Below are 23,605 nucleotides of genomic sequence, written 5' to 3' on the forward strand. Positions count from 1 at the left end.
CCCCTACCCTACCTAAACAACCCACTTAAGGAGCATTCTGCTGCCTATATAAAGCTTGCCAATAAAATAAACTAGGTAGTTACAAGTTAGGTTTTAGCATTTGCTTTTGGAATCCCTCTACCCGCACTTGGGCAAACTAGGTAAACCTAGTTTGCCTGCGCTCAAAGATTCATTGGTGATTGCTATTACCCAAAAACTTACAGCTTATAGCGGTAATAGCAATGGCAATATATCACTGTAATAAATCAGAAGTACGAAGAAGCAAAGGACAAAATGCAGTTGCAGCAAGTAGCTATATTTCAAGAAGTAAATTGCAGTTTTTTACAACTGACCGTAAAACAGAAGAAAAACGTACTGTTACCTATAATTTTAGCAGCAAGAAAGGACTTGTTCATAGCGTAATTTTAGCTCCGGAGGGTTCTCCTAGTTGGGTGTATGATAGACAAGAATTATGGAATAGAGCAGAAAGTAGTGAAACAAGAGAAAATGCTGAGACCGCTAGAAAGCTGACCATAGCCTTACCAAAAGAATTAACTCAACAACAGAATACTGAACTTACCGAACACTTTGCTTCTGAGTGCCTAGTTAGCCATGGCATGATAGCAGATATAAACATTCATTATGACAATCCAAATAATCCTCATGCCCACATTCAGATGACTACTAGAAAACTACTACGTTTAGAAAATGGCGAAGTAATTTTTGGTGAGAAAGGACGTGATTGGGGAAGAAGAAATTTTTTATATTATTATCGGGAAAATGTAGCCTATTTCATCAATCAATATTTAGAAAAATATGGTCATTTAGCTAAGGTATCACATTTATCGCATAAAGCAAGAGGAATTGATTTAATACCGACTATCCATGAAGGAACAGCACATTATATACAAGACTCAAAATTAAGGTTAATAAATGAACAAATACTAAAAGAAAATGCTGCCAAGATTAGAGAAGATATAGAATTAGTTTTTCAGAAATTATCAATTAACAAGCCAGTTTTTACTAAGGAAGAAATTGCTATAGCATTAGCCGATACGTTAGCTATAGATTTGGAGTTAGGTCAAGCAGAAAAACAAATGGGAAATAGTGCAGATGGTAGTATTGATAAGCAAAAATTTCAGCAAAATTTAAGAGAGCTAAGCAAGCAATTAGTACAAGAGAATATTCAGGAAGATATTGCTATAGATACAACTATTGTAACAGAGCCTAGTAGTAAGCAAGATAGCGGCGTACCTAGTACGGAAGATACTATTAATATTGCTACTATTAGTAGCGTTGACAATAGCAGTGATAATAGTGTTACTGATAATAATAGTCCAGTATTATCAGATATAGAACTATTGAATCAAGAATATTCTACTGAATTTATGTTGCTCTATAGTAAATTGCTGGCGTCTGATAAGATTAGTTTAATAAATCCTAGTGATTTAAAAGGTCGTACCTTATACGCATTAACCAAAAGGGTAGAGTTAGAGCAAAGATTTATTGGGATAGTAGAGGAGTTACAGCATAGTGAGAAACATAATCTGTCTATTGATGATAGAGCAATAGATAAGCTTTCTATAGGGAAGAAATTAATTGCCACTATTCGGCAAGTTGGTATTGCTGTGCAGGAAATAGTAAACAACAAAACAGGGCTAAAGATAGAGTTAATTGATAAACAATGCGAGCCTTTAACAAATGAGCAACGTAAGGCAGTAAGAGAAATTGTCAATGGTAAAGATATAAGCGTATTAGAAGGATATCCTGGAACTGGTAAGACTTTTGTCATGCGGGAGATAGTAGGTCAATATAACAAGGCGGGTTACAGGGTAATAGGAACAGCCCCAAGTAGTACTGCTGCACAAGTTCTAGCAAGTAGTACGGGTATTGAATCAAAGAATACAGCACTACTGCGTAAAGAATGGCAAGAAGCTAAGGGGCAAACGTTTGAGTTAATGCTGCGTTCTGATTATTATAAGGAAATAGAATATCAACCTCAAGGCAGAATAGAGACTAGTTTGAGTTTGTATCAAAATATTAGTAGAGAGTTAGATGATAAGACCATATTAATCATAGATGAAGCTAGTATGGTCGAGTTGGCAAATATGGACTATTTATTAAGTACAGTATTAAAGTCAGGGTCAAAAGCGATAATAGTGGGTGATAATAATCAGTTTGCTGCAGTTGGTATGGCTGGGGCTTTTAAGAAGATTTGTACTGTTGCAAAGGTAAGTACATTAACTGAAGTGATGCGTCATAAACACCAAGACGACTGGACTATGAGACTACAAAGGCAAGCTACCAAGCTAATGGGTCTTTATAAGATAGAAAAAGCATTAGAGATTTATCAAGGGCTTGGAGTATTTAATATTTATGACAATGTACAAGTAACTAAAGAAGCGTTAGTAACAGATTATATTAATGAGTATTTAGAGCAAGCCAAGAATTTAGCTAGAGATGATTTAGTATCGATTAGGTCGATAGTAATAGGTGCTTATACTAATGTGGCTGTGAATTATTTTAACATACAAGTTAGAGAGAAGTTAAAACAGGCTGGTATTTTAAAGGGACTGAGTGGTAATTTTAAATCTGGCTATGAGATGATAGAATTGTTGCGAGGTGAGCAAATAGTTTTTACCAGTAACAAGGCAGAATACAAGGGGTTTAATGGAGTGCTAAATGGCGAGGTAGCAACAGTTATAGATTTTAATAATCCCAATAAGTTTGGTCATGGCTGCGTGCAGTTGCTAGTACATAAAGCTGATGGCAGTAAGAAGATAGTCAAGATTGATACATCTGACCCACTATATCCTGTTCAATTTCAATATGGTTATGCAGTTACTGGATATAAGCTAGAAGGTGAGACAGTGGACTATATGAAAATATACCATGAAGCTATTATGGGTTATGAAGCATTTAATGTGTTGATGAGTAGGTTTAGATATGAGGTAAAACTGTATGGAGCTAGAGATGTATTAGAAGATATAGTTTATAGAAGAGTGCAAGAGGATGCGGCAAAAGGACGGGAACGGTTTAGTATAGAATCATATACCTATAAGGTATCAGGTGGAAAAGATTCAAAGTTAGTTAGGGAAGAAATACCTACTTGGTATATTGGTTTAATGTTAGGGGTCAGTAGAAGAGTAGATAATAATTTAGCAATTGATTGTAAGCTTGATAATTTAACCCCTAATCAACAAGTAATTAAGAATTATTTAGACTCTAGACGAGAAGTATTTGATTTACGTGGTAAGATGCAAGAATGGCGAGAGCGTCAAGAAATGCCTATTAAACTAGTTGGACTATGTGTGCTATTTAAGCAAAGTGCTAATGTCGAGATACAGAATGTTAGAGAAATTATTATAGACCCGTATGATTTAATGTTTAATAGAGAGGTTGATGAAAAGATTGATAGTAAAGATATTAGTAGTAAAAAAATATTATGGGCAACATTATCAAAAGAGAAGCGTAATCAGCTTATTTGGCAATATCTGTCAGAGTATGATAGGGAGGAACTAGAAACTATCTATAAGGAACTACAAGAAGCAAAGGCAAAGTTGCAAGAACATGCTAAAATTATTTGTGATAATTATCATGGTAGTGTCAGTATTAAAGACGCAGGAGGTAGCGATGTTAAGGATCAAGTAAGGATGGGTGATAGACTTATCCAGCTTAATTTAAATTATCAGACAATCCAAAAACATGCCGGCTATTCAACTTATAAATACTTCTTGAACAACATCAATCAAGGAGCAACATTAATTACAAATAATCATTGGGGACAAATGATGGAGATTTGTCATGGTTTGCATTCCAACCAAAATGATAGTACCGACTCCTTAAATAATACAAACTTAATAAATATCTTTACCACTAATTTGGCTAATCTCAATGAATTTATTACTGAAACCAAGCTGTTACTAACAGAGAGAACTGAACTATTAGAAAAGACTAGTATAGAGCATCAAGAGATAAAAAAAGAACTAGCAGAAATAATTACTTATCGGGAAAAATTATTCCCTGAATTCTTAAGTCGTATATATAAAACTCCTGTATCAAAAATACTGCAGAAATGGCAAGATTTGTTAGTAGAATGCCGGTATGAGCAATTAGCAGATACCATTTCTAAAGTAAAGAAAAATCCTAAATTACTGGGTAATTTTAGAGGTATTGGCTTTGGTAACATTTTGGGTATTAGCCAGCGTCGGAAAGATGCTATTAACAATTTTGAGGTCATAGCTAAAAGGTTCAGAAATTATGAGCAAGGTGCAATTAAAGCACAAGAACTACAAAATAAACTAACAGCAGGAAACTATCTGAAGTTACTTGAGAGCTTATCAGCAGAAATAACGTCGTTAACTGATGGTTTGCCTAATAAATATGAACAGAGCTTTTTGGATCAGCTTTACCTTTTACAAAAGGAGGGAAAACTAACTATAGAAAATTTGGCAGCACTAGCAAAAGAAGATGATCTACAAGGGCTTATTTATGAATATTATAACTATATTAATGATGCAGAACTAGCTAAATTAGCCATATCCATCTCGGCTGATATTCAAGGTGAAGATCAGAAAGAAATAACTAGCAACAAAATAGAGGAAGTAAGAGACGGTAAAGTTAGACTAGAAACTAACAAATATGATAGCATTAATGCAGCTAGGAATGAGAGATTAGACTTCAATGAAGTTATCCAAAGTTTGAGTGAATATAATTATCGTAATATTTTTGAAAGCTATGCTAGAAGGATTAATAGTGATGGCAAAAATTTTAAAAGGAGTGGTGCTGAGATTAGCCTTGGCAGTTTGAGTATGAATTTAAGGAAAGGATTATGGATTCGTCATAGTACTGGAGAGGGAGGCAATATATTTTCTTTTGTTCAGAAGGCTCTTAACTGCAGCAAATTAGAAGCATTAGAGCAAGTAGCCTCGATATCTAGTATTAGGGCTAGAGCAAATAATTATCATAATGATAACTACAGCAGCAATAAGCAACTACAAGAAAGTGATGGATATGAAAAGATAGTGACACAACCAATCAATGAATGGTATGCACAGCCTTACGTCCCTGAATCTGCACCTAAATTCGATCCTAATATTCACTTGGCTGGTATACTGAAAAGTAATACTATTGCAGGCATCTATTATTACAGAAATGATAAGAGCCAGCTAATAGGTTTAACGGTTAGACTGATAAGTAACCAAGATGGAACGAAGCAAGTACTACCAGTGAGCTATTGCCAAAATGAATCATTAAATAAAGAAGCTTGGCGGTTAAAGGGTTTTAGTGATAATGGTTATAAACCGATCTATCATATAGAGAAAATAACAGATGAGCAGAAGAGTAAATTAAATACTACTATATTAATAGTGGAAGGTGAGAGAACCTGTGATAAAGCCCAAGAATTACTGCCCGAATATATTGTACTATCTTGGTTGGGTGGTAGTAATTCGGCAGATAAAGCAAATTGGCAGCAATTGCGAGGTAGAAGAGTAGTTATTTGGCCTGATCATGATCAAGCCGGCATCAAAGCGGCTAGAACAATATGCCACATGATTAATGAGGCTAATGGTCATATTGGCAATGTAACTATCATTGACCCAAGTCAACTAGAGTTTAATGGTACTATCCATACCGACATCTTACTAGAGAAATGGGATTTGGCTGACCAATTACCAGTAGGTTGCAATATAGACAATATCAGGGAAGCTATTATAAATTGTCAGCAGCAAAATAGTTTCTTATCTTATAGTTACTCTATGGCTGCAAGACTACAACAATTACTACCACAGAAAGCACTAGCGATAGGGGAAAGAATATTGTGGCAAGCTAGAAGTAGCGGTACTATCCTAGCCATAGAACACATAAGACAAGAAGCTGCAAAAGAAGTCAGCTGGCAAGAGAAGCTTACCTCATCAGAAGCTAACTATTACATGAAATATGCTGAAACTACCAAAAAAGATGGGAGTAAACATGAGTTTTTAGGATTACAAGATAGCTTATACCGAGATACACTAGTTGCTATAGCCATGAATAGCAAAATCAAAGATAAAGAGTGTCTAGAATTACCGAAATTAATAGCAGAACTGCAACATGAATACGAGCAAAAACAAAGAACTTTAAGTTATGACAGTAGTGGTCATAGTTTCGGTGATGACGATCATTATCAATCTCACATTGCAAGTTTAGAATCTTATGGTGCTGATAGGGTAGAACTATATCATATTATGGTCAGGGATGTAAGCTTGCTACATCAAGAACAATTAAGTGGGATAAAGGGTAAAATAATTAAAGCTCACCAAAGAGCTATAGAGCAAACAGTATATCAGCAAATTAAAACTTATCAAATAAGGCAAGCGAGAAATCAAATAAGTAATAAATTAGATTACGATGATAAAGTAAAAATATCTAGTAAAATATATGATAGTCTTTGTAGTAGTAAATGGTGGCAAAGTTTAGTAGTAAAAGATCTAACCTACGTACAAAAACTACAGCAAAAAGTTCAAACAAAACTGGCTAAGAATAATAGTTATGAGAGAAGAATAGATGAGATAGTAGAGAAACATAAAGGACAAAACCCTGAATTAGTAAATAAATGGACTTCAAAGTTAGAAGAACTAAAAACATATAGTGCAGATAGTTTAAGTGACATTATTAAGATAGGGGAGGAAAAAGGCATAGAACAAGCATTTAAAGAAACTGTTGGCATTAATGATAATAAAAATAGAGAGTTAAAAATAGTACTTGAAGTGTATAAGGATAGGATAGATGAAATACAAAAATTTAATGATAAGTTCAATGTAGAGAATCTAAAGCATCAAATAAAGCCATTAAAATATAACGATATGGTAAAGGTGGTAGATAAAATACGGGTCGATAGTTTTAGAGATTGGATAATTCCACAATTTAATAGAATAGAGAAGGAACGGCAAGAATTACAACAAGTTAATGGATTACTGAATAGCCTCGAGCAAGAGAGGGACTTAAGTTTAAAGATGGGTAAGGACTATCAAAGTTTAACTTATCGTATATCAGAAGAAATGGAAGAAGAGAGCATCAATGATAAAAGGAGAGTGTACGATAGTCAGCCTGATCTATTAGAGAATATTAAAAGGGATAGTTTATATATAGCAAAGCATAATATATGGGAAGAAGAATTATTAATTAAGGAATTAAAGCGAGATATTTCAGAGCTAAAAGATAGAGTAGCACCATTAATGTTTAAATTTAGTCAACAACATTGTAAGAAGCAAATTGAACAAGATATAAAAATAATAAAAGAACAGGGGATATTAATTAAAGAAAATAAACAACAATTTAAGACCATACAAAGTTATTTAAATGACTTAATGAATAATCAGGAAATAAAGCCTTATATAAGAGGGGCTGATTTTGAAATAATGCTAGTGGAAGGAATAAAAGATACAAAGCAAGTAGCTGTGCTAACAAGGCAATTATATAAAGAACGCCAAGCACATGTACTAAAAGAATTGAGTCCTGAAATACAAGAGCTTAAAGAACACGGGATGATAAAAATTAACAATAATACTTATGATGCAAAATCTTATTTAGAATATAGGATGAATGATAAGCTAATTGCTCCTTATTTGAAGAATACAGAAATAGAAAAAAGATTAACAGAGATATATAGACAAAAACAACAGCTAGATCAGCAAAAACAATCAGAGCTAACACGGGAAAAAATAATATAATGAAGATGTAAATAACTCCTACTTCAAGAGTTGTAAACACAACTCTTGAAGTAGGAGAAGTATACTACATTAACCTGAGTTCGATGCAAGACATTGGTTTAATAGTTTCAATGTCGTCCCTACTAGGGTTCATGTCATTCCTGCGTAGGCAGGAATCTAAAGAAATAGACCAAGAGGGTTTGTTAGACTTCTTTAGACCCCTGCTTTCGCAGGGGGGACATCACCCTTAACAGGGATAATGCTGAATCTAGTATTAACCTGTTTCATCGAACTCAGGTTACATTACTAAAAGATAAGACGTTTTATTATCTTATTTGAAGCATTGAAAATGTTTACTAAATCGATGTCTTGGGGGATGCTATCGCATCTGTTGTAAATGGTAGAAAAATTAGGTATAGTCAAATAAAAGATATATGCAGAAGTTCAGTGTATGAAAAAATTTTTAACATTATCTATATTACTAATTATTTATAGTAATAGTTTTGCTCAAGAACAAGTATCTAATTTAATTACCCCTGTTAGTTATTTTGTCAATCATGAGCAACAACTTAAAATCCTTGATGAGCATTTAAATAAATATAGACAAGCAAGTATAGTTGGTACTAGTGGTATAGGTAAAACTCAACTGATTAGGATGTATGTTTATGAAAATAAAAATAATTATGATTTAATTTGGTTTTTTGATTGTAACTTAGACCTTAATGAACAGTTTGTTAAATTAGCCCAACAACTCAATATAGTCAAACAAACTAATATATCTGAAGAAGTTGCTTTAGCAAAAAAAGAAGTAATATCATATTTAACTACTACTAATAAATGGTTATTAGTGTTTGATAATTTAAAAGTTGGTGAAAATAAGAAAGTACAAGATTTAATTGATTGGGAGCATAATGGTAATGTGGTATTCTCTTCCCAAGATATAGAACTTTTGCCTTATGTGATAGAAATGAGTTTATTTGATAAAAAGACTACTATAGCTTTAGTTAGTGATTTATTGGATAATAAAGATGAACATACTATAGAATTTTTAATCAAATCTTTTGAGGGGTATCCAATACTTATTGTTCAAAGTGTCCAGTTACTTAATAAAATCAAAGGATTAGATCAAGAGGAGTATAAAAAGAAAATCTATCAATCAACTGATAAAATAGCAACAAATATTAATATGGTTATTAAGGAGCTAAAACCTAGTGTGGTAGAGTTACTTAACAAAATAGCCTTATTAAACAATCAAAGTTTTTCAAAACAATTACTTACTGCCATCACTGATGATCCGGATACAATTAATGACGATATATATCAATTATCCAAATTCATGCTAATTAGCAATATTGACTCTAACGAAGATAACCCTGTTTTTGAGATGCATGATATAATTAGTAATAAAATAATGGAACTAAATGGTGATAATAATAAAATATATTTAGAAAATATTATTGCTAAGCTTCCCAAATCAAAAACTACACATTTACAATACGCTTGGATGACGGCAAATACTATACTCGATAATTTAACTATTCTTTTAAATAATTCTGAAAAATACAATATAGATTTATATGCAATGCTTGATTTGAGATTTATATTATCTACTGTATATATAAATTCTCATAATTTCTATAAAGCAAAACAAATGGTCGATTGGTTTGAACAGAAAGATAAGAATAAAGAATTTAAACTGCATAATATGTCTGAATATCAAAAATATCGTTATGTTAAGTATTTGAATGCCATAGCGGTATATAATGCTTTACTGACAAATTATGAAGAGACTATTTCGTATAGTACTAGAGCATTAAATATTTTAGATAAACTTAATGAGGATGATAGTTTTTTAAAATTTACTCTTATCTCAAACATAGCAGGATCTCAGGCATCTTTAGGTAATATTGAAATTACTGAACAATACATAAGGCAAATGGATCAACTAGGAGTGAATGAGTCGAGTATATCGACTATGTGTAATTTAAAAGGCTATTTATCTTTTTTGCAAGGTAAATATCATGAAGCTTTAGATTATTATAATAAAAATATTGAATTTCATATAAAAAATGGGACACCTCCTAATAGCTCATATCTTACTAGTAGTTATTTAAGTAAAGCAGTAATACTCAATTTTCTTGGTAGATATCAAGAAGCTTATGATCAAATTAGACAATTATATGACATACATAAATCTATACAAAAAGGGAGCTATGTGTTTAGCCGTATTTATACACAAATGGCAAAAAGTGAGCTAGGTCTAGGAAAGATAGATAAAGCATTCAAGCATATTAATAAAGCTATGGCAATATTTTCAACAAATGAATATAAAAAAGCTGAGACAGTAAATTATTTGCAAGATTTAAATTTAGCAAAAAGCTATGTAGTACAAGGGGACATTTTGTTTGCTCAAAATAATATTAAACAAGCAATCGAATCCTACAAGCAAGCCTTTACAATATATCATTACTTATATAAAGACAAAAGTAAAAATATTGCCCAAGTAAGTCATTTGTATAATCATGGGGCAAAAGCCGCCTGTAAAAGCAAAGATTTATATAATTATAAATTTTTTGGCAAGCCACAAATTAATGAGTTTGGCATACACCATCCTAACACAGTTGATATGTTTGAATATTGCAAACAATATAATATGGATTTATGGAGCAAAAATCATTAAGGATATCTAAGCTGTGATTTATATAGGACTAAGGATTAGATTTTAAACAACTTACTAAAGATGGGTTGCTATTTTTAGCCTTACCCCAATTACGATTATAAATTTGGAAAAATTGTGACAAACAACAAATTAGTTATATATTAAAGAAAAAAAATAAGGTTACTTTTTATAATAATAAATTAAGTTATTGACACGTTAAGTAACTTATCGTAGCATAACCTAGAAAACTTGAAGAGTATAATGAAGACTTTTAAGATATGATACCATCAATGTTAAAAAAATGATATTAAGAAAAAATGGTTGTTTACAAAAGATCGATCAACTTATTGGAGAAAAGATTTATTCTCTAAGACTTGCTAAAGGATTGTCACGACAACAACTGGCGGATATAGTAGAAGTAACGGGACAGCAGTTACAAAAATACGAAAGAGGCATTAATAGAATATCAATAGGTAGATTAGTTCTTATTGCTAAAGCATTAGATAAAAATATAGAGTATTTTTATAAAGATTTAGAAGATGCTAATACTGTACAGCCAGTATTTTTTGAAAATCAGCATATGTACACAGAGGTTTCAAAGAATTTTATGAAAATTCGTAGTTCAGAGCAGCAGCAAGCGGTTAATGCATTGATACGTTCTTTAATTACTAAAGAAGTTGAAACATCATAAATTTATAATTAGTGATAGTGCTTGAAAAACAAGATATGGAAGAGGTGATAACAATAAACAGACACAAGATTTACAACAACTAAGTATTTTTATAAAATTAGGCAGTGTAAAGGCGAAAATGGTTAGCTGCGTAACATCAGTTAATAATTTTGAATATATTTCTGAGTATACCACTTTGGAATAGAACGATTTGTCCATTTTGGTTTTATTATATCGTTATTCCATTTTACAGTTAAGTATTGCTGATATGCTTTAAAAGTATTAGAGTGATTAGAAAAATCAATTTGTAAATAGTCTGATTTAGTGCAATTGACGAATGGTGTCATATTATTATCGTCGATTAAATGCGGAGAATATTTAAGTAAGTTGCTGATTAATTGTTGAGTTTTATGTTTCTTATGATAACGATGTGTATATTCATGACAAAGAGCTATAAGATGTTCAGAAAGCCAAAACCAGTTATTTCTATTTGAAGATGCCCAAATAGTACAAGGGTGTTTTAAATGGGTAGGTTTATAAATATCAGGATATACAATTTGACTATTGCAGAAAATAGCAGTACTAAGTAATTGAGCAGACTCAACTATCATTTTTAGGACTCGTTTATTATCAAGTGCCTGTGCTGATAATATTGGACAAATATTAGTAACAAAAATGTTCATATATATAATAATGTGAATTATATGTACTCAATTTCTTTAATTTGATCTACCGTTTTCATATCGAATTTGGTCTTTATTTGCATATTTAATCCTTGATTATTTTTGCTTTATTACAGAATTTACCTTGTATATCAAATATTTGTACTACTCCTTCTGTATGAATGTTGTGAGCTTTATCAACTAAATATTTTTGCTGTGGTGGAAACCATTGTAATACAAAATAAAGGACAGTGGTTGTAGTAATAGTTGATAAGCTAAGACTAATCGCTACCACAGAGAAAAAATTCTTGCTACGATTAATCCTAAGAAACTCAATATCATCTTTAATTTTGTTGAGATTTTGACTACAGCTATTAATTGCTATAGTCATTTCATCTATTTTAAGTTGGTTGTGACTTTGAATTTCCTCAGCAACTTTAGGGGCTATAGCTATTATGCTTTTATCTAACTTTTCTGGTATTTTGCTTAAGATATAGCACTCCTCACTAAGCTTAGAAAGATTTTTTTTAAAATCTTCCAACTGAATATTAATATTATTACTATATTGCTTAGTGGAATCACTAAAAGATGCTAAAATATCTTGAACCTCCCGTTTAATATATGGCAGTTCTTTAACTAGTTCCATGCACGTAGTAAAGTGCTTGTCTACTTTGTCATAAACTGTAGTAAAGTCAGTAGTTATTTTTTTACTCATTTTTTACCATGAATATTCGTTAATGTATTATACTCGTTAGTTATAGCAACATATTCTTGCCTAGCTTCTTGCCACCAAGGTTGATCCTTGCGTGGATATTGTGGTACTACTTGCTCAACATCTGTTATACTTGCTTGGTCATTTGAAATATCAGAAACACTAGCTTCCTGAACATTATAACTATCAATGGAATTATTATAATGCTCAGGAAACTTGCTTGCAGCAACAAAATATGGGTGTTTTTTAGGAACATCCACAGCTAAAGGCACTTTAATTCTAGCTATTCTAGCTTTTGGCTCAGGTAGTCCAACAAAACACTCTAAATCTGCTAAAGTAGCAAGATCATCGGTAGTGATTAAAGCTTTATGTTTAGTATTTTCACTATAGCTAATACCATCTCGAAACTCATGAGCTCCATAAGAAGTATTTTTTTGACTAGTAGCATATTCCAGTTGCCCAAATATCTCAGTGATAATTTTAGCTGTAGCTGGCTCATCACTTCTAAAGAGAAACTTAGTAGCAAATTGACCAAAGATACTACTACCTTGCAACATACCAAAATTATCGAATATTTGATTAATTGATTGAGTAGCACAAAGAACGCACCCACCATATTTTCGTGATTCTGATATTAAAGTAGGAAAGCTAGGCAAATTACCTAAAGAAGCTAGTTCATCGATAATAAACCACATATGTCTTTTCTCATTGATCCCTATGCCAATTAGACATGAAATTGCTAGTTCGAATAAACAGCTAGTTAGCGGCATTGTAACGTTTCGCATATCTGGTCTGTTACTCAAGAATAACCAAGCGGGATTGCCTTGTACCACTTCAGTAAAATATTTGGTCAGGGAAAACTTTTTCTCAGAGTCAAATAAGAGATTTAGAGGAGCAGTACTAGTTGCCAACACTGATAAAATAGAACTAGCAGTAGTCTTATTACTGGCTGTTAAATATCTAGCGGCTACTGTATTAGCTAACTTTTTCTCAAGTGATTGCCTAGAAGATAGCTGTAACATTTTCTGCAGTTCAGTAATTGATTTATTGCCTTCTTTTATTAAGGATTGAACACAAGCACAAAAAATAGCTGCACTACTATTATTCCAAAATGGATCAAAGCCGCTACTAGTCTTCTTGTTAAACTTAAACAGTACTTTAGCAAATTTATCTAACTTTGGATCAATATATTCTGCTTGTTCATGATCATTACTATTATTAGAACTAGTATCAGTCCAAAAATCCCAACTGTGAGATCTAGCATCTAATGGATTAAAGATAATATCTCCTCTATCCGGGTTATAATATCTTTCTATCATCTCCCCTGTTTGATCAACAACCAATGCTGGTTGTTGAAAGTTCCTGATTTGCGGAATTAAATTATTAAACAAATTAGTCTTACCAGAACCAGTAGTGCCAGTAGCTATAATATGCCTAGTTTCACTATCTTTAACAAGTCGCATGCTACCTACAATGAATTTACTTGCTTTATTAGCTTTATTTAAATAGTTAGTTATTTCTTTTGCTGACTTGATAGTACTACCGCTAATTTGTTTTTCTAGTGATACCGACTTACCAAATTTTGCCCACAGCAGAAAGATGCTAACAAAAATAGCAAACATCAAACCAAGGCAGAGTAGTAACTTAGCTTTGATAAAATTAACCAGCTGATAATAATTCTTACTAAATTTAGAGGAAGTCAAGATCAGTTGTGGATCAATATTACTCCTATATAAACCAGCATGATTATAGGCATTAATTAGGGTAACATATTCTTTGCCTTTAGGATTGATCATTACCTTAATAGGACGCACGCTATTATCAAAGTTACTGGCTAGTAAGGCTTTCTGATAAGTTACAGCAGCAGATAAATCATACAGTTTTAGCTTAGGGTAAGCTAAAACTATGGTAATTATCACACTTACAATACACGAAATAGCAATAGAGTGATTAAATACCTGCAAAAACATCCTAATCTTATGCAAGAATATCTGACCACCACCTATAAAATTACTTAGCATACAATTTGACTAAATTTAAAGTAATAAGTTTATAAAATATATCTTATTTTAAAGACCAACCATTGGTATGTATATTCTATTAATTTATTATCTATTATAATACATTTTCGATTAACCACTAAGTTCATGATGCTACTTTTCTTGAATATTGTTTAACTATCAGCAAATATTATTAATTTACTATAATCATTATTATCAGCAGCTCTTAGAGCTTCTAAATATTGTTTTCTAGTAGCATTATCACAAATTAAATTGCTTCTACCCCAACTAAATCTATGCTCATTATGACTTACTAATATAAGGTCAGCGAAGAGCCTAGAAAACCTTCCATTACCGTTTGGGAATGGGTGGATAAATACCAGCCTATGGTGAAATCTTATTGCAGTTTCTCGTAAATGGTAAATTTTATGTGTTAACTGGTAAATAGTATCATCAAATAATAATTTGAGTTCCTGCCCTATATAAATACTATTTACTCCTATATTGGTTTGAGTTTTTCTAAACTTACCTGCCCAACTCCAAGTGTTATCAAACATTTTATTATGTAATTTTTGTGCAAAACTTATTGATAAAATATCTTGCCTTTTCCTCTGTAATACCCATTCCTCTGCTTTTAAAATATTATATTGCTCCCATTCATTTAGCTCACTTTGAGTGGTTAAATGTTTTGGTAATAAATTATTAATTTCATCTTGGTTTAAAGGAGTAGCACCTTCAGCGTAAATAAATCTCATTGCCAAATAGTTTTTATATTATTTTTCATTAATTCTTCTTTTAGAATTTCAATTTGCTCTTGCTGTTTTTTATCAATTACTTTTTGATCTTCCAATATCATCGAATGTGATATTTCCTTTAGCCTATCTATAGCCGTTCTTTCTGCTTGCTCTTCTATAATATTTAGTAAGTTTTTTTCTGGAACTATAGCATAAACTAACTTGCAACCTAGTTGACTTGCGACTTTTTCTAAAGTTGCAAGGGTTGTCTTCATCAATACCTCATCATTTTCTATACGTAAGATTCTTTGTTTGCTAACCCCACACCGACGAGCTAGCTGCTGACTTGTCATACCTATTGCAGTTCTTATGGTTTTTAACCATCCGTTACTTGGTATTATCATATTTTGTAATGGGCTTAATTGATTCATTAGCTGTTTGCAGGTTAATTTTCTTAAAGACCAATTCATAATTACAAACTCATAAGTAAACTTATATATTACTATAATATCATATAAAAACAATATACATATTGTTTTTATATGGATTCAGTACTACTAATAATCTACAAATGCAAATTATTAGTAGTAATAATAATTAAGAAAATACTACTACAAATAAACTAATGTAAATTTATAGTACCGTCTTATACCAATTAGCTCCCCAGCCAAGACAATAGTACCTTTCTTGAATATTGCTTATGATGATATGGCTTGGCAGAATGATAAAGTCTTACGGCCTTTTGCCAATCACCATGTTGCAGATATAAATCAGTTAGTAGTTTGGCTGCATACTTAACATTATTTTTAGGAGTAAGCATTTCATCAAGACTAGAAAATTGTCTTTTATGCCAGTACCAATTGATCTGCATTACGCCAATATCAATATTTGTATGTCCTTTTCTCAGATAAGAACGTATATTTTTAGACGCTTCCGCCTTAGATTTGGCAATGAAAGCTTTACCACCTAAATTTACTGCATAAACTTTCATTTCAGACTCTACTTCAGCAATAGCTTTCAATAAACCGCTTGGAATGTTATGTTCTTTTTCAACTGTGCTAATTAATCCCGCTAAATCTTGTGCAAACACCATATTTTGTGAAAAACCAACTATTATAATAACCAAAATCTTGATTATTTCTTTACTTAAAATATCAAACCATGATATTATTGATTTAGGTGTGCTAAACTTGAGGCTTGTTATGAATTGGATCAAATCACGGCTAAATAAAGATAATTTTTGGAATTTAATGTTTTGGTGGGGTATGAGCTTGGGTTTGTTTTTAAGTGTGCTTTTAGATGAGTATAAATATGTTAGTAATGCTTTATTTTGGATAACTATACTATTAGTTCCATATTTGGTAGCCAAATATAGTAAGGTAGAATATACAGAAGATAAAATATTTCTAAATAGTGAAGGGCAAAATTTAATGAATAGGTTACCTAAACAATTATTTTGGGTAATCGTTTTGATGTTTGTTGTTACTGTATGGGTTGGCTCAATACTTGATACATACTGGGAAAAGGCAAGTGATTTTATTGCATTTCCTTTGCTATTTTCTATATTCATTTTGATTCCTACTTTATATTTCATATGTAAAAATTGTCCCATTTCTATTTTATTTAACAAAAATGCTTGGCAACAAGAAATTATTGGTATGAAAGCAGGGACATATAATGCTAATGTTCATTCTGCTTCTACCTTTAGTTCCAATAACATATATTACACAGGCATTGAACATCGTAATCTACCGGGTAATATGTATTATCATAGAAAATAATCTTCTACTTAGAATCTTTTGGTGTACCTTGCCTTGCACTTTGATAAGCTCCTTTATTAAAGTGCCAGCCTTTTGGAGTTCCTTTCGCTGGTCCTCCTATAGTTTCACCAGCATTTACTTTATTCAAGAACCATGCTGCTCCTCTTGCAGTTTTCCCTTGCCCAATCCTATCTTTCTCATACTTATCAACTTCTGCCTGTAAATCTTTTCGCTCAAGTTCATTAACTTGTCGGATATTATTATATTGTTCAGTATTTTTACCTGTTACTTCTTCAAACTTATTTTTAAATTTTCCCTCTTTGCCTTTAATATTTGCCATAAATTCTTCATTATTAGTATTAATACCGCTTTTTATTGCTATTTCTTTAACTTGCGATTCAGGATTTCTATTAATTCGCTTATCATGTTCATTGCTAAAATCATTTAATGCTTTTTTTGCATGTTGACCCGATACTTGGTGCTTACCACTATTTATTTCAGGTATTAAATTTTGCAAATTTTCAGTGACCATTTTATTCCATACTTTCATTACGTCAGGATGCTGCTTGTCTACTAGCTTCCTAACGGAGTTTGCATCCATACCAAACTCTATTACGCAGCGGTCTAACACTTCTTGATACATATCCTTGTTAACTGTTGCTGATTCTGATTCAAGTCTGCTTTTTGTTTTGTACCAATTATCTACTGTTTCTTGACGCATTGATACTTGTTCTTCTAATCTTTGTTGCTCTTCATAACTGTTCCTTACTGCATCACTATAATGTTTCTCAGCACTATTATCTTTTCCCCATACTTCACTTGATGCTGCTTTGACTATATTGTTGTAATCTTCATGAGTATTATTTTGTGTTGATGTATCACTATCCTCCATAAAAGACTGATCACTTACATTTCTAGCAGTGAGTGAACCTTCTACACTACCAAAGATACCAATACCAGTAAGTCCTTTTAGCGGAGTAGACGCAGTCATAGATGCTTTTAACGCTGCATCTGTTGCTTGTTGCCAACTATATCCATATTGTTCTTTAAGAGTTCTGACTTTGTTTACTGCCCGCTGAAGTGACTTGCCTTGCTCTCCCATTGTATCATAATTAAAGCTTTCCCCACTATGTTCACGCTGTGCTAAGTTGGAAACAAAATCGGCTGTTTTGCTCAAGGTGTTACTCTTTGCATCTGATAGTGCCCTTTGATCTGACTTCAATAAACTTTCAGACGTGTGTATGCCTTGAGTTACATGATTTTGGGCTGTTTGTTCTAGATTAAATTTGGTGATACCAACCGAAGTGTTAATACCTTGACCACCACTATAAATTACGCTACCATCAGGATTATTGCGAGCTATACTACCATCAGCTTGTTGCCAGCTATTGCCACCTTCAACATATTGCATATTATAGTCCGTCTTATATCCTGACTTCATATAGTGTTGGCTATTTCCTTCTGAAACATTATCAATACTTCTGTTACCACTTGCTATCTCTGCTCCTATACTACCCGATGTTGCTTGCAGTCCACCAATAATTGATCCAGCTAAGTGACCAAGACTGCTAACGCCCGATTGCATAATAGCAAATGCCAAAAATGGTATTACCATTTGCAAACCTGCTGCTACTGTTACTATTGTATCAACGTGATTTAGGATTGTGCTGCTACTACTGAAACTTAACATTAAACTTGAGCCAGTTTTTAAATTACTATAAGTACCCATGATCATATTAATAATAGCATTTAATGACGGCCATAATTGTAGTGAAGCAACTAAAGTCAGATAAGAAGTATATTTTGCTATGCCACCACTAAAGATTAACATTGGTACTAAAAACATAAACTAGGCATAGACTATGCATTTTATTACTACTAGTAACATTGGTAAATACAATGTCGCCATATCACTTGATAATAACCAACCACTTTCTTGGCTGGTTCGAGAACGTGCTACTGCATAGTTACTTGCGGTATAATCAGATATACTGTTAATCATCATTTGCTGCCTTAGTATGTCACCTGCTTTTTGACCACCTCCATAAAGACTACTAATATTTTTCTCGAGAATATTTGATAGGATGCTTGATGAACTGCTTGATGATCTAGCTGAAGGGACATAATCTGATCCACCTCTTGCTTTAGCAAATTCTGTATTGGCATTTTTTGATACTACCCTTTTGATCTCTCCATCAAAATAATTCTCAAAGAGATTTGCTGCATCTTGGCAAGTAACATTACGCAGATTCTTACCGTCTCTAATGTAAAGACGGGTCAATGTGCCAGCCTTGCTACTCACTAATTTCCAAATATCAGGAGTATCTATTAATTGTTTAGGAGTAAACTGATAACCTATCATTGCTGGTAGTACAACACATTGCTTGATAAAAGAACGCATATTTTCTACAAACTCTGGGTCTTTAATACGAACCTGACGTAATTCCTTTTTTAGTCTTGCACCAAATAACATACCATAATTATAATAAGAAAATATAGGTGACGTAGAATTAACAAGAGCTTCTATCGGTGCATATACTTGTTCAAAACCAATAGTGACCAAATGACCAAATTCTTCTAATATGCCAACTGGCAGGGCAAAAGCTATAGGAATATTATCAACCTTACCTATTATTTTACTTACATGATCTTTAATAATCATTTCTGTTTTAGGCAGTAATAATGCGTTAATTAGTACAATCATACCAAGTACTTTAAGTACATATGCCCGCCACACCATAGAATTATTACTATACGACATTTTTACTGCATAATAACATCCGGTAATTATACATAAACTATTGACTATATCTGTATAAAACTCACTATTGCGTAGCATTGCAAGGCCATTTAATATATAATACAAAGCATCGTAATAACCGTAAGTATGAATTGTTAAATCAAGTTCCATATTTCTTTACCTATTTACCTTATTATCCTTTTCCTACCTAGCTTTTATCCATCCATTTGATTAGTGGACATAAACTCCTGAAATTTCATTTCAAAGTATTTTTCCTCTTGTAACATTCTCATCTTGGTTTGCTCAATAATATTATAACGCCTAAAGGCATTTTCTCTGTTACTTATCAAAAAGCTAATAGTGTTATTGACTTCCTGCTCAAAGTTGGTAAATACTCCTATATCTGCAAGCTGCAAGTAAGAAAGCTCTGATACTGCTTCAGAAGTTTGTTGTAATAATTTAGTAAGGTAGTTGGTTACTACGTCATAGCATAAGCTTTCAACAAATTCAGCTATCCGTACTGTTAAGTAAGCATTATCAGTATTAGTAGCAAGTTCTCTCTGAATCTTGTTAGTTAGTGGAATGGATGATAAAGCAATTAGATTTTCTTCATCCTCAGTAAAATTACCGTTATTATTCTTTATTTTCTTAACCATAGAAAATAGCATCTGATCAATGCTACCATATAGTGTATCTTTATCGGATAACCTAGTTTTGGCTTTTTGGGGGAGTAAGCATAAGTTTGTTTCATCACACTTATACAACTCTACATCTACATTACCACTACGAACTCCAATAAACTCTCCTATTAATTCCTTATTAACCAATGATTTTTTATGAGTTATTGAACGACGTCCTTCAGCATCTTTTTTGCCAATAATAGTCCCTGATATGCTCATGAGTAATTCTTTAAAAGTAGTAGCGTCTCCTGAGCTACTTATTTTCTTATCAAGAGCCTTCCATACCAAATTAAAATTATCACCAAGTAAACTCTCAAGTTCTTTATTGCTTTTGGTTGGATCACCAGTATCATGTTTTGCCTTGTCTCTAATATCTGCCATATCACTTCCTCTGCCTGTCATTACCAAGTCACTTTGGCGGGTAAGTTCTGCTCCTTTATCCATTTTACTTGCTAGACCATTACTGATCTGAGTAGCCATGTCACAAGAATTAATATTGAATTGGTTGATATTTCTTTGCATTTGCTCTAAGTAAGTCATAATATTCTCACATTGCGGACAGATGGTTTTAATTGCCATAATTGCCGCATAGCCGCCAACATTTTGTACCATTTCTTTAAGGAATCGTTCCATAGCAGCACTTTTCAAGAACGATAACGCTCCACCTCTAAGATCTAACTGTGCTCCACAAGGCAATCCTCCAAGCTTACAACTAGGAGCTTGAAAATTAAAAAGCTGTAAATCTTCTATAGGTGGCGACTTAATTAGCACTGATCCGCCAATTATATGACCTGCTAATTGATCTTGTACGATCGCTGATCTAGTTACATTACTCATAGTACCACTTGGCATAACGCTTTTAATTAACTTCTCTATGCCTGCATAACTATTGCTGCTCACTAGTAAGCATATTGCTAATAAGCAATGAATAGATAATCTCCGTATTAACTTTCTAATCATCATTTTCTGCTACCTTAGTTTTTTCTTCAGTTATAGTTAACCCGTTAATGTTCTAGATAGTTTTTCTGTCATTGCGAGGAGCTACTTTAGTAGCGACGAAGCAATCCATAAAAGTAACCAAAAATGGATTGCTTCGTTCGGGCTTCGCACCTCCTCGCAATGACGTTTAGGAACTTATAATAATATCAATAACCTATTCGGGTTAGCTATATTCCCTCCGTTCCTTCCATCTTATTTAAATACTCACTTGCCAGTAACCCAGCTTCCTCAAGCTCTGACATCGATGCTGTACCTCTAATGAGTTCGAAATGAATCTTACTATCATTTGTAACAGCTACAATTGTTGGAGTTCTTTGTAAGTTTAGTTTCCCAGCAAGTTCCTGATTTTGGTAAGTCTTAAAAAATTTGCTTTTGCTACCATCTAGACTAACTGCTTCTACTTTAAATCCATATTTTTTAGCAAAGTCATTTAGTACTGGCTCTAGAGCTATGCAATAAGGACAATTTGACGAAAAGAATACAAAGAGTTCTATCTGAGTAGCAAGTAGCTTAAGCTTGCTAGCTAGCTCTTGTTGATCAATATCTTCTTTTATTCTTCTACCATATAGATTAATTGGATTCTCAATTAAATTGATAGTCTCAGGATACAGGAAATTCACCATCCTAAAGGTATGAGCAAGTTTTAAACTATTATCTAACATCGAGGCTTCCTTTTCTTTATATCTTCTTACATGTTCGATATTTTCTGGGTATCTAATCATCATAAACTTTAGCTCCTCTAACTCTTTGCTACTCATCTTCGAGACGAAAAAGTGCTTGAAACGTCTAAAGAATCAGGTTCGCAGTGGTTTTGGTATGAAGTTTGTAGTCATGTAAACATCACTTTTCTACTTGACATACTAAAAATTAGTCAACATAATGCTTCTTATGTGTATTACCATTGTTTTGTTTCAAATAAAAACTCTTGTCATTAAAGTACACTTTTATCAGTATTTCTTTATTATAAAATTCCACAGGTGAAAAAATGTAGTCAGTAACGAGAATTTAATTCTACACTCCACTCGTCGCATAATACTCACGTTCTATAGCATAATTTCTGCTCATATTTATCTCGAAGATGAGTTGCTAAATTGTTCCACTTCCTGCCTTGCTTTGGCGTATTCTTGTTCTCTTTGTTGCTCTATGACTAATGTCTCTTGTTGCTTCTCTAATTCTTTTGCCAACTCCCTCTCCTCAAACCATAACCAACCACGATATCTCTGTTCAAAGAAACCTTGGGCATAGCTAGTAGACAAATAGGATATTAATGATAAAAACAATATTAATCTCATAACTTGCTATACTCATTTAATCATTGCTAATTAAATTAATTATTAACTTGATCATTAACTCTTTTTGTTTAGGATCACTTTCAGCAATAAGTAGTGCTAAAGCAGTTAAACTATTTGGGTTAATCTTTCTTAGATCACAATTAAATTTTTTTAAATATAATAGAAATAACAAACTGCCAATCCTCTTATTACCGTCACTAAATGGATGATCCTTAATAATAAAATAAATCAAATGAGCTGCTTTCTCTTCTAAAGAACCATATAAACTAACTCCACCAAAGCTTTGTTCTAAATTAGCTAAAATACTTTGAAGTCCATTTTCTTTCTCAAAACCAAATAGTTGACTTGTTAAACCTTGCTTTATTAATTCTTGTCTTAAAGACTCTACAGCCAATAGTGCTTCCTGATAGGAAATCATTACCGTATCTGAGTTATGGAGATTCTTAGGAATATCTAAACTTTTTTCGTCATACTTAATAAGAATATCCCAAGTTTTAGAGTATGTAGTAATTAAGTTTAATAATTCTCGTCCTTCATCAGTCACAAGATTTTGCTTTACTAAAGTAGTTGATAATAGTGCCATTGTTTGTTTTAACTGCTCCAGTTTCTCATCAATCATTTGTTGTTGATTGATACTATAGCCATTAATTAGGTATTCCTTTAACACACTAGATGCCCATTTTCTAAACTGCACCCCCGATTTGGAATTAACTCGGTAACCTACTGATAAAATTGCATCCAAATTATAATATTCAATTTGATATATCTTACCATCAGCAGCAGTTGTTGCATTTTTTGCAACAACTGCTAATTCTTCTAATTCACCTTCTTTAAATATATTTTTTAGGTGTCTTGAGATTACTGATTTATCTCGCTGAAAAACCTCAGCTATTTGATTTAAAGATAACCAAACCGTTTCATTGTATATCTGAACATTTACGGTCACTTTTCCATCTTTGCTTTGATAAATAGCTATTTTATTCCCTTGCTTCGTCTTAATTTGGCTTTCTTGTCCTATATTAGTCAT

General features: G+C 32.5%; 17 protein-coding genes. 5 read left to right on the forward strand and 12 right to left on the reverse strand.

The genetic code is table 11. The features are described 5' to 3' along the window. Positions 1 to 221 precede the first annotated feature (221 nt). The 3 genes from ACFEL1_RS01040 (at position 222) to ACFEL1_RS01050 (ending at position 11,020) form a co-directional block, all read left to right on the forward strand. Positions 222 to 7,691, forward strand: coding sequence for a MobA/MobL family protein (locus tag ACFEL1_RS01040; protein WP_375331180.1), 7,470 nt, complete (start codon positions 222 to 224; stop codon positions 7,689 to 7,691). Between the two features lie 430 nt (positions 7,692 to 8,121). Continuing rightward, positions 8,122 to 10,350, forward strand: a complete 2,229-nt coding sequence (locus tag ACFEL1_RS01045) for a tetratricopeptide repeat protein (protein WP_375331181.1) — start codon at positions 8,122 to 8,124, stop codon at positions 10,348 to 10,350. Positions 10,351 to 10,633: 283 nt separating this feature from the next. Continuing rightward, a complete protein-coding gene (locus ACFEL1_RS01050; RefSeq protein WP_375331515.1) occupies positions 10,634 to 11,020 on the forward strand; it encodes a helix-turn-helix domain-containing protein in 387 nt (128 codons plus the stop codon). Between the two features lie 140 nt (positions 11,021 to 11,160). Here ACFEL1_RS01050 and ACFEL1_RS01055 read toward each other — a convergent pair whose 3' ends face one another. The 6 genes from ACFEL1_RS01055 to ACFEL1_RS01080 form a co-directional block, all read right to left on the reverse strand. After that, positions 11,161 to 11,682 (reverse strand): pyrimidine dimer DNA glycosylase/endonuclease V, encoded by a 522-nt coding sequence (locus tag ACFEL1_RS01055; RefSeq protein ID WP_375331182.1) that lies wholly within the window; start codon positions 11,680 to 11,682, stop codon positions 11,161 to 11,163. Between the two features lie 85 nt (positions 11,683 to 11,767). Then, on the reverse strand, positions 11,768 to 12,376 hold the full coding sequence (locus tag ACFEL1_RS01060; RefSeq protein ID WP_375331183.1) for a hypothetical protein: 609 nt from the start codon (positions 12,374 to 12,376) through the stop codon (positions 11,768 to 11,770). Next, complete coding sequence (locus tag ACFEL1_RS01065; protein ID WP_375331184.1) at positions 12,373 to 14,394, reverse strand: type IV secretion system DNA-binding domain-containing protein; 2,022 nt, start codon at positions 14,392 to 14,394, stop codon at positions 12,373 to 12,375. Before ACFEL1_RS01065 ends, ACFEL1_RS01060 begins: the two co-directional genes overlap by 4 nt. 152 nt (positions 14,395 to 14,546) lie before the next feature. Continuing rightward, positions 14,547 to 15,128, reverse strand: coding sequence for a mobile mystery protein B (locus ACFEL1_RS01070; RefSeq protein WP_375331185.1), 582 nt, complete (start codon positions 15,126 to 15,128; stop codon positions 14,547 to 14,549). Continuing rightward, entirely contained in the window at positions 15,125 to 15,577 is a 453-nt protein-coding gene (locus ACFEL1_RS01075; RefSeq protein ID WP_375331186.1) for a mobile mystery protein A, read from the reverse strand. The genes ACFEL1_RS01070 and ACFEL1_RS01075 overlap by 4 nt, the downstream gene beginning before the upstream one ends. A gap of 185 nt (positions 15,578 to 15,762) precedes the next feature. After that, positions 15,763 to 16,323, reverse strand: coding sequence for a lytic transglycosylase domain-containing protein (locus ACFEL1_RS01080; RefSeq protein ID WP_375331187.1), 561 nt, complete (start codon positions 16,321 to 16,323; stop codon positions 15,763 to 15,765). On the opposite strand from ACFEL1_RS01080, the gene ACFEL1_RS01085 reads away from it, so the two are divergent. Further along, complete coding sequence (locus ACFEL1_RS01085; protein ID WP_375331188.1) at positions 16,310 to 16,888, forward strand: hypothetical protein; 579 nt, start codon at positions 16,310 to 16,312, stop codon at positions 16,886 to 16,888. The two genes, ACFEL1_RS01080 and ACFEL1_RS01085, sit on opposite strands and share 14 nt — an antisense overlap. A gap of 4 nt (positions 16,889 to 16,892) precedes the next feature. Here the strand turns inward: ACFEL1_RS01085 and ACFEL1_RS01090 are convergent, their stop codons facing one another. The 4 genes from ACFEL1_RS01090 to traF form a co-directional block, all read right to left on the reverse strand. Beyond that, complete coding sequence (locus tag ACFEL1_RS01090) at positions 16,893 to 18,698, reverse strand: hypothetical protein (RefSeq protein ID WP_375331189.1); 1,806 nt, start codon at positions 18,696 to 18,698, stop codon at positions 16,893 to 16,895. 18 nt (positions 18,699 to 18,716) lie between these two features. Then, entirely contained in the window at positions 18,717 to 19,778 is a 1,062-nt protein-coding gene (locus tag ACFEL1_RS01095) for a conjugal transfer protein TraG N-terminal domain-containing protein (RefSeq protein WP_375331190.1), read from the reverse strand. Positions 19,779 to 19,822: 44 nt separating this feature from the next. Next, positions 19,823 to 21,250 (reverse strand): conjugal transfer protein TraH, encoded by a 1,428-nt coding sequence (locus ACFEL1_RS01100; protein WP_375331191.1) that lies wholly within the window; start codon positions 21,248 to 21,250, stop codon positions 19,823 to 19,825. A 203-nt stretch (positions 21,251 to 21,453) separates the two neighbouring features. Continuing rightward, the gene (gene traF / locus ACFEL1_RS01105) at positions 21,454 to 22,044 is read right to left on the reverse strand and encodes a conjugal transfer protein TraF (RefSeq protein WP_375331192.1); all 591 of its coding nucleotides are present in this window, start codon (positions 22,042 to 22,044) and stop codon (positions 21,454 to 21,456) included. A gap of 15 nt (positions 22,045 to 22,059) precedes the next feature. On the opposite strand from traF, the gene ACFEL1_RS01110 reads away from it, so the two are divergent. Then, positions 22,060 to 22,221 carry a hypothetical protein gene (locus ACFEL1_RS01110; RefSeq protein ID WP_375330734.1) on the forward strand — a complete coding sequence of 54 codons (162 nt, stop codon included), beginning with the start codon at positions 22,060 to 22,062 and terminating at the stop codon, positions 22,219 to 22,221. A gap of 132 nt (positions 22,222 to 22,353) precedes the next feature. Here ACFEL1_RS01110 and ACFEL1_RS01115 read toward each other — a convergent pair whose 3' ends face one another. Both ACFEL1_RS01115 and rhuM read right to left on the reverse strand, forming a co-directional pair. Further along, complete coding sequence (locus ACFEL1_RS01115) at positions 22,354 to 22,578, reverse strand: hypothetical protein (protein ID WP_375331193.1); 225 nt, start codon at positions 22,576 to 22,578, stop codon at positions 22,354 to 22,356. Positions 22,579 to 22,594: 16 nt separating this feature from the next. Continuing rightward, complete coding sequence (gene rhuM, locus ACFEL1_RS01120; RefSeq protein WP_375331194.1) at positions 22,595 to 23,605, reverse strand: RhuM family protein; 1,011 nt, start codon at positions 23,603 to 23,605, stop codon at positions 22,595 to 22,597.

It is taken from the genome of Candidatus Tisiphia endosymbiont of Oplodontha viridula (assembly GCF_964264865.1).
Taxonomy (GTDB): domain Bacteria; phylum Pseudomonadota; class Alphaproteobacteria; order Rickettsiales; family Rickettsiaceae; genus Tisiphia.